This window comes from Dorea sp. 210702-DFI.3.17, from assembly GCF_020560825.1.
GTDB classification, from domain to species: domain Bacteria; phylum Bacillota; class Clostridia; order Lachnospirales; family Lachnospiraceae; genus Dorea; species Dorea formicigenerans.
The window spans coordinates 52907-60819 of the sequence record NZ_JAJCNB010000015.1; the positions used below are offsets into that span (position 1 = coordinate 52907).

Sequence of the window (7913 nt, forward strand, 5' to 3'; positions counted from 1 at the left end):
GTGGAGGAGCGATGAGCAATAAGACATTTGAGAAAAGAAAGAAAATTATATATGATTTTATCTGTGATGATATGTATGTGCCAATGAAGTTCAAAGAGATGGCTATGGTCCTGCAAGTGAATAAGGAACAGCGGGATGAGCTTCGTCAGGTGCTGGAATCATTGGAAGAGGAAGGTAAGATCTGTCTCAGTAAGCGTGGAAAGTACTGTAAAGGTGAGGCGAAGCGTCTTCAGGGAACTTACCGTGCGAATCAGAGAGGGTTTGGTTTTGTTATCATTCCTGAGGAGGATCAGGATGTTTTTATCGGGGAGGACGATGCCGGCGGAGCGCTGGACGGTGACATAGTAGAAGTGATTATTACGAAGGATTCTGATCGTGATGGAAAGCGCCGGGAAGGTAAGATTGTAAAGATTGTGGAGCGTGGTCTTACAACAGTTGTCGGTCTTTATCAGAAGAAGGGCAACAAGAGTTATGGCTTTGTCATTCCGGATAACCAGAGAATTCTTCAGGACATTTTTATTCCAGAGGGTAAGTCAAAAGAAGCTGTAGACGGGCATAAAGTTGTAGTTGAACTGACTTCTTACGGCGAGAAAGGCAGAAGTCCGGAAGGAAGGATTGTAGAGATTATCGGTCATGTCAATGATCCGGGAACAGATATTATGTCTATTGTAAAAGGATATGATCTTCCGGTAGAATTCCCGGAGAAGGTGCTGAATCAGGCAGAACGTGTATCAAAGCCGGTCAGTGAGGCAGACATGCAGGGAAGAAAAGACATCCGTGACTGGCAGATGGTCACCATTGATGGCGAGGATGCGAAGGATCTTGATGATGCCGTGTCTGTTGTGAAAGATGGTGAAAATTATATTCTTGGTGTGCATATTGCTGATGTTACAAACTATGTACAAGAGAATAGTGCGCTGGATCGGGAAGCGCTGAAGCGTGGAACAAGTGTATATCTGGCAGACCGTGTTATTCCGATGCTGCCACATACATTGTCTAACGGAATCTGTTCGTTAAATGCCGGAGAAGACCGTCTGGCGCTTAGCTGTATTATGACAGTAGACCCGAAAGGAATGGTCATTGACCATGAGATTGCAGAGACGGTTATCCATGTGGACCGCCGTATGAGTTATACAAGTGTGGCGAAGATTCTGGAAGACGAGGATCTGGCAGAAATGCAGGAATACGAGGAACTGGTGCCGATGTTCCAGCGTATGCTGGAACTGTCAAAGATTCTGAGAGCCCGAAGAAAACAGAGAGGTTCCATTGATTTCGATTTTCCGGAAACGAAAATGATTCTTGATGAGAATGGTCATCCAATCGATATCAAACCTTATGACCGAAATGTTGCGACAAAGATTATTGAGGATTTTATGCTTCTGGCAAATGAGACTGTTGCAGAAGATTATTACTGGCAGGAGATGCCTTTTGTATACAGAGTACATGAGGCTCCAGATGATGAAAAGATCCGGGCGCTGGCAACATTTATTAATAATTTTGGATTCTCTATGCATATCGGGGCCAATGAAGTACGTCCGAAAGAGATTCAGAAATTACTTGGAAAAGTAGAAGGAACACCGCAGGAAGCATTAATCAGCCGACTTGCGCTGCGCTCTATGAAACAAGCCAGATATACGCCGGAGAACTCCGGACATTTTGGATTGGCAGCGAATTATTATACACATTTTACATCACCGATTCGTCGTTACCCGGATCTTCAGATCCATCGGATCATCAAAGATAACCTGCGGGGACGTATGAATGGTGAACGTATGGAACATTATCGCAAGATATTGGAAGAAGTGACGAAGCATGCCAGTGAGACGGAGCGGCGCGCTGACGAGGCGGAACGCGAGACTGTGAAGCTTAAGAAAGTAGAATATATGTCAGACCGTATTGGAAATGTTTACACAGGCGTAATCTCCGGTGTGACGAAATGGGGCATGTATGTGGAACTTCCGAATACGATCGAGGGTCTGATTCATGTTGCCAATATGCGTGATGACCATTATAATTACGATGAAAGCCGTTATGAGATGGTGGGCGAACGCACTGGAAAAGTCTACAAGCTTGGACAGGAGGTTCGTGTAAGAGTTGCTGATACAGACCGGTTGATGCGTACCATTGATTTTGTAATTGCGAAGGAGAGGGACGAAGAAAATGGCGAAGACGAATGGTAAGATGATTGCTAATAACAAAAAGGCATATCATGATTATTTTATACTGGATACTTACGAGGCCGGGATTGTGCTTCATGGAACCGAAGTGAAGTCACTTCGTATGGGAAAATGCAGCATCAAGGAGTCTTTTATCCGCATTGAAAATGGGGAAGTATTTATCTATGGTATGCATATCAGTCCATATGAAAAAGGAAATATCTTTAATAAAGATCCTCTTCGTGTGAAGAAGCTAATGTTGCACAAAGCAGAGATCAATAAATTGATTGGCAAGACAAAAGAAAAAGGAATGGCAATCGTACCATTAAAGGTATATTTTAAGGGAAGCCTTGTAAAAGTGGAGATTGGTCTGGCAAAAGGTAAGAAATTGTATGACAAGAGACAGGATATTGCCAAAAAAGACCAGCAGAGAGAAGCAAGCCGTGACTTTAAAATCCGCAATCTGGGCTAAGATGAAAGAAAATGTACAGTAAATGTGGATAAGAATTGTAAAAGACGTAGAAAAGGTGGATAATATATGGTACCTGTAAAAAAAGAAGACTTGAGAAAATTAGTGACAGATACAACGGTTGAGATTTATGAGGAGCTGACACCTCAACTGGTGAAGCTGATTCAGGATACGAAGAAGAATACAGAACTGACAGAGGGGCAGAAGCAGGATGAGATTTCTCTTCATATGATGGGATATGTAAAATCCTGTACAAATGAGATCATCATACAGGTTCTGTCAGAGATTCTGGGACTTGAAGACGAGGATGAAGAGTAAAATTGTCCTGGCCAGGTATAAATGTGATTTGTCAGAAAAAGAGAAAATATTGATTCGAAAAACATGATTGTTGTTAGATAATACTGAAATGATAAAAAATATGAAACAACAATTGACAATGTAAAAAAACTGAGCTAAACTAAGTCGCATAAAAGCAAAGGCGCTTTAAGAGAAATCTTGAAGTGCTTTTCTTTTATTATAAGAAATGCCGAACAGGCATATCTTATATCCCTGACAATATATAGTGACACAAGGGTGTGTATTTCTGTGAGTCGACGACAGAGATATGCACCCTTTCATTATATATTGTAGATTTAGGAGGGTGAGAGAAAAGGAGGAGATATTTATGAGTCAGGATATTTTAACAGCAATTTCAGACGCAGTTGGAACTGAAGTGTTTGGTATCTGGTTTTTGATCGGAGCTGCATTGGTATTCTTTATGCAGGCCGGATTTGCAATGGTCGAGGCTGGATTTACAAGAGCAAAAAATGCAGGTAACATTATCATGAAGAACCTGATGGACTTCTGTATCGGAACTTGTGTATTTATTCTAATCGGATTTGGCTTATTACTTGGTGAAGATGCACTTGGAGGATTCATAGGAATTCCGACACTTGGAATTTTCACAAACTATGCAAATTTTGACTGGTCGAACTTCGTATTTAACTTAGTATTCTGTGCGACAACAGCAACGATTGTATCAGGAGCTATGGCAGAGAGAACAAAGTTCTTATCTTACTGTATTTACTCCGCAGTTATTTCAGCAGTGGTCTATCCAATTGAAGCACACTGGATTTGGGGCGGAGGTTGGCTTGCAGCACTTGGCTTCCATGATTTTGCAGGTTCCTGTGCAATCCATATGGTCGGTGGTTTAAGTGCATTTATCGGAGCAGCAATAGAAGGTGCACGTATTGGTAAATTTACAAGAGATGAAAATGGAAAAGTAACAAAAGTCCATGCATTTCCTGGACACAACATTGTAATCGGTGCACTTGGCTGCTTTATCCTTTGGTTTGGCTGGTATGGATTTAATGGTGCAGCAGCAAGCACAGGTGCTCAGTTAGCTTCCATTTTCATGGCAACAACAATCGCACCGGCAGTCGCAACTGTTGTATGTATGATCTTTACATGGGTTAAATATGGAAAACCAGATGTATCCATGTGTCTGAATGCTTCACTTGCAGGTTTGGTAGCAATCACAGCTCCTTGTGATGTAGTAGATGCAACAGGTTCTATTATTATCGGAGTCGTTGCAGGACTTCTGGTTGTATTCGGTGTATGGTTCTGTGACAATGTGGTACATGTAGATGACCCGGTCGGAGCAGTCGCAGTTCACTGCTGCAATGGTATCTGGGGAACAATCGCAGTTGGTTTATTTGCTACAACAAATGCACCAGAGTGTACAATTAACGGATTATTCTATGGCGGCGGCTTCCATCAGTTAGGTTTACAGCTTTTAGGTGTTATTACAATTCTTGCATGGACAGCAGTTACCATGACGATCGTGTTCAAAGTAATCGACAAGACGGTTGGACTTCGAGTTTCTGAGGAAGAAGAGATTGTTGGTCTGGATATTAAAGAACATGGCCTTGCATCTGCATACGCAGGATTCAGCCTTATGGATATTACAGAAGGAAGTATGAGTGTCAATGAAAATACAGAGCTTGGTGTAGATGATTATGATCGTGCAACAGAAGCTCAGAAGGCAGCATCTGTAAAAGTTTCAGGTCCTGTCGATCCGGATGCAGGTATGCATAAAGTTGTCATTATTGCAAAATTGTCCAGATATGAGAAGTTGAAAAATGCACTCAACAGTCTTGGAGTTACAGGAATGACAGTGACACAGGTCATGGGTTGTGGAATCCAGAAAGGTGCCGGTGAGAAATACCGTGGAGTTGAGATGGATGTAACCGTACTTCCGAAGGTAAAAGTGGAAGTAATTGTTGGAAATATTCCGGTAGAGAAAGTGATTGAGACAGCTAAGAAGACACTTTACACAGGTCATGTAGGAGACGGAAAGATCTTTGTATACAACGTACAGAAAGTTGTAAAGGTTCGTACAGGAGAAGAAGATCTGGAAGCATTAAAAGATGTAGAGTAAAGGAATTAATTAACATAGTTGCCAATTTTTAGTTTCATATAAGTACAAAATTCCCGCAGAAACATTTCGATGTGCAAAGCATTTGGCATATGCAGTATCGTAAAATAAATGAATGACTGCGGGAATTTTGCGTTATTAGCTAATGGAATAGTGACTTACGAATATTAAATTCAAGTCGAACGTCCGTGAGACTTGGCGCGTGATTCTGGTCAGAGAAGCTGACATATTCCTATCAGAATCACTGCGCATCCTCGCGGAGCGTTTATGATAAGTATGTGAAAAATGCCTGAAAAGTATAATAGATAGGACTTGATATTTTGAAGTATTAGTGTTAGTATATGTATACAAACGTCTGCCGACCAGTAAACTGGATTGATGACAATCGTCATTTTTAGGAGTAATTCAGGGCTTGTACTGGTTTCGACGGGGGTCTGGAAGTTGGAGAAGCCATCCGTAGCGGGACACTACGATAAAAGTTCCACTTTAAAATTAAACGCAGACGAAAATTTAGCGTACGCTGCCTAATTGCGGCAGCAGTCGGCCTTAGGTCATCCGTTGCTTAAGTAACCGGCTTCAAACAGACGGAGCACTTCGTTCTCAAAGCTTTGAGGGAATGGAAGATTTTATGAAGCTACTAAGATCAGTAACCCGTCATTAGGTGACTGATGGAGGGAATGTCAAAGTAATGACTGTGATGGGAGAAGCTCTGGTGGATGGGCTTTCGGACGCGGGTTCAACTCCCGCCAGGTCCACTAAAAAAACAAGTCGAACTTTTTGTATGAAGGAATCATATAAGAAGTCCGGCTTGTTTTTTGTAATGAAGAAAATTATAATAGAACTGAATTTAAAGGAAAAAGTATATGACGTTTTGCGGACGTTATTGTAGGAAATGTCTCAGTGCCATAAATGAAAATAAGGAGTGTGAAAACTATGCACCAGACAGGACAGATATACAGACCGCCATCAGAAGCCAGTGTACAGAGACTGGAGGTTACAATAGGCTGTTCTCATAATAAATGTTCTTTTTGTACCATGTACCGGAAGACACCGTTTCGTGTTGCGCCGCTTGAAGATGTGGAGATGGATTTAAAAGAACTTCATGACAGAGGCGAGAAGATTACGAGAATCTATCTGACGAACGGAGATCCCTTTGTACTTGGAACCGACAGACTTGTAAAAATTGCAGAGTTGGTTCATCAGTATCTGCCGGAAGTAGAGGTACTTACCTGCTATGCTTCTATTCAGAATCTGAAAGCAAAATCATTGGAAGATTTGAAGCTTCTGAAAAGTGTCGGATATGATGAGCTGTATGTAGGACTTGAGACGGCATATGCCCCGGCGGTAAAACTGATCAATAAGGGCTTTACGGTCGAAGAAGCTTATGAAAATATCGGAAAGCTGAAAGAGGCAGGAATGAAGTATTCAGCGCTTTTAATGCTTGGAATTGGTGGAAAAGGGCATAGCAAAGAAAGTGTAGAAGCCACGGCGGCTCTTCTGAACAAGTATCCGCCATACCGTGTATCTCCTCTTTCAACAGCGGTTTTACGCGGAAGTGAGCTGGAAGAGCTTTGCGATAAAGGAGAGTATGCACAGCTTACAGAGCGTGAACTGGTAGAGGAAGAAAAAATGCTTCTTCGTGCATTAAAGATAAATGACTGCATTTTCTTCGGAAGTCACCCATATAATCTGATTACAATCAGCGGAGTCCTGCCACAGGACAGAGAGGAGATTATTAAGCATCTGGATTCTGAGATGGCGGCGTGGGATAGAGATCAGCCGGGATTTCTGGATACAGTTTGGAAGAGGACAGATATGTAGAAAAAATATACGATGCAGAGTGATGCAGGATGCTTTGTATACGGAAATATCAATTGCAGATGATGGAATTGGAAATTTCTTTGTTTCAAAAGTGATTCGAAAATTTGCAATCTGGTCACAGGCACATGTATTTGTTTCAGGCAGATATAGTGAAGAAGAGCTGATTCAGTCACATTTGATAGCATACTATACAAAATTATCATCCATCGGAACGATGGTTGTAATGAAGCTGGAAAATGATTCGGCATGTGAATAGGTTTGAGAATTCTTAAACTTTTTAAGAAGAAAAATTTTCACACATAGCACATATTTTCCTGTTATACTATAAAATATGACGGGAAATATGTGCTATTCGCGTCTAAGCGTAAGAAATAAAAAATCAGAATGTACAGTTCGTACAGGGAGGTCATTAACAGTTAAAGATAAATTATAAAATCATATAAGTAGATATGGAGTTTTATAAGATATTAGACTAGAATATTATTGAAAGGAGTTGATACTTTGAGTAAATATTATTCTATACATGAATTTTCAAAAATTATAGGCGTATCTGCTCAGACATTACGAAATTGGGATGCCAATGGAAAACTTCATCCGCATCATACTACAGTAAGTGGCTATAGATATTATTCCGATGAGCAACTCAGCCAAGTAATAAATGTAAAGCCTAAAAATCGCATTACAATTGGATATTGTCGCGTTTCCAGCCATAAACAAAAAGATGATTTGGAACGACAGATTGATAATGTCAAGACATATCTTCTAGCAAAAGGGCAGCCGTTTGAGATAATAAGTGATATCGGTTCTGGGATTAATTATAAGAAAAAAGGACTTCAGGAATTGATCAGACGAATCTCTCAAAATCAGGTTGAAAAGGTTGTTGTTTTATATAAAGATAGGCTATTGCGATTTGGTTTTGAGTTGATAGAATATATCGCTTCACTTTATAATTGTGAGATTGAGATTATTGATAATACTGAAAAATCTGAACAGCAGGAACTTGTTGAAGATCTGGTTCAAATAATCACAGTATTCAGCTGCAAATTACAAG

Annotated in this window: 7 protein-coding genes and 1 other RNA gene; all 8 read left to right on the forward strand. The window is 40.7% G+C overall.

Annotated features, from left to right (window positions below; genetic code table 11):
• Window positions 1–11: 11 nt before the first annotated feature.
• A complete protein-coding gene (gene rnr, locus LI149_RS09035; RefSeq protein ID WP_227143250.1) occupies window positions 12–2180 on the forward strand; it encodes a ribonuclease R in 2169 nt (722 codons plus the stop codon).
• Entirely contained in the window at window positions 2161–2628 is a 468-nt protein-coding gene (gene smpB, locus LI149_RS09040) for an SsrA-binding protein SmpB (protein ID WP_005336994.1), read from the forward strand. The genes rnr and smpB overlap by 20 nt, the downstream gene beginning before the upstream one ends.
• A 66-nt stretch (window positions 2629–2694) precedes the next feature.
• The gene (locus LI149_RS09045; RefSeq protein WP_005334533.1) at window positions 2695–2943 is read left to right on the forward strand and encodes a hypothetical protein; all 249 of its coding nucleotides are present in this window, start codon (window positions 2695–2697) and stop codon (window positions 2941–2943) included.
• 346 nt (window positions 2944–3289) lie between these two features.
• The gene (locus LI149_RS09050; protein ID WP_304515582.1) at window positions 3290–5044 is read left to right on the forward strand and encodes an ammonium transporter; all 1755 of its coding nucleotides are present in this window, start codon (window positions 3290–3292) and stop codon (window positions 5042–5044) included.
• Between the two features lie 405 nt (window positions 5045–5449).
• Window positions 5450–5799: a transfer-messenger RNA gene (ssrA, locus tag LI149_RS09060) on the forward strand.
• 175 nt (window positions 5800–5974) lie between these two features.
• Window positions 5975–6862: a radical SAM protein gene (locus LI149_RS09065; protein WP_227143251.1), complete on the forward strand. Its 888-nt coding sequence runs from the start codon at window positions 5975–5977 to the stop codon at window positions 6860–6862.
• A gap of 22 nt (window positions 6863–6884) precedes the next feature.
• Window positions 6885–7118, forward strand: a complete 234-nt coding sequence (locus tag LI149_RS09070) for a hypothetical protein (RefSeq protein ID WP_227143252.1) — start codon at window positions 6885–6887, stop codon at window positions 7116–7118.
• Window positions 7119–7363: 245 nt separating this feature from the next.
• Window positions 7364–7913 (forward strand): IS607 family transposase (locus LI149_RS09075; RefSeq protein WP_227143253.1); only part of this gene is annotated, 550 nt, incomplete at its 3' end.

Coding starts and splice junctions, on each gene's coding strand:
- rnr (WP_227143250.1), top strand. CDS start 12: ATGAGCAATAAGACATTTGAGAAAAGAAAGAAAATTATATATGATTTT.
- smpB (WP_005336994.1), top strand. CDS start 2,161: ATGGCGAAGACGAATGGTAAGATGATTGCTAATAACAAAAAGGCATAT.
- LI149_RS09045 (WP_005334533.1), top strand. CDS start 2,695: ATGGTACCTGTAAAAAAAGAAGACTTGAGAAAATTAGTGACAGATACA.
- LI149_RS09050 (WP_304515582.1), top strand. CDS start 3,290: ATGAGTCAGGATATTTTAACAGCAATTTCAGACGCAGTTGGAACTGAA.
- LI149_RS09065 (WP_227143251.1), top strand. CDS start 5,975: ATGCACCAGACAGGACAGATATACAGACCGCCATCAGAAGCCAGTGTA.
- LI149_RS09070 (WP_227143252.1), top strand. CDS start 6,885: ATGCAGGATGCTTTGTATACGGAAATATCAATTGCAGATGATGGAATT.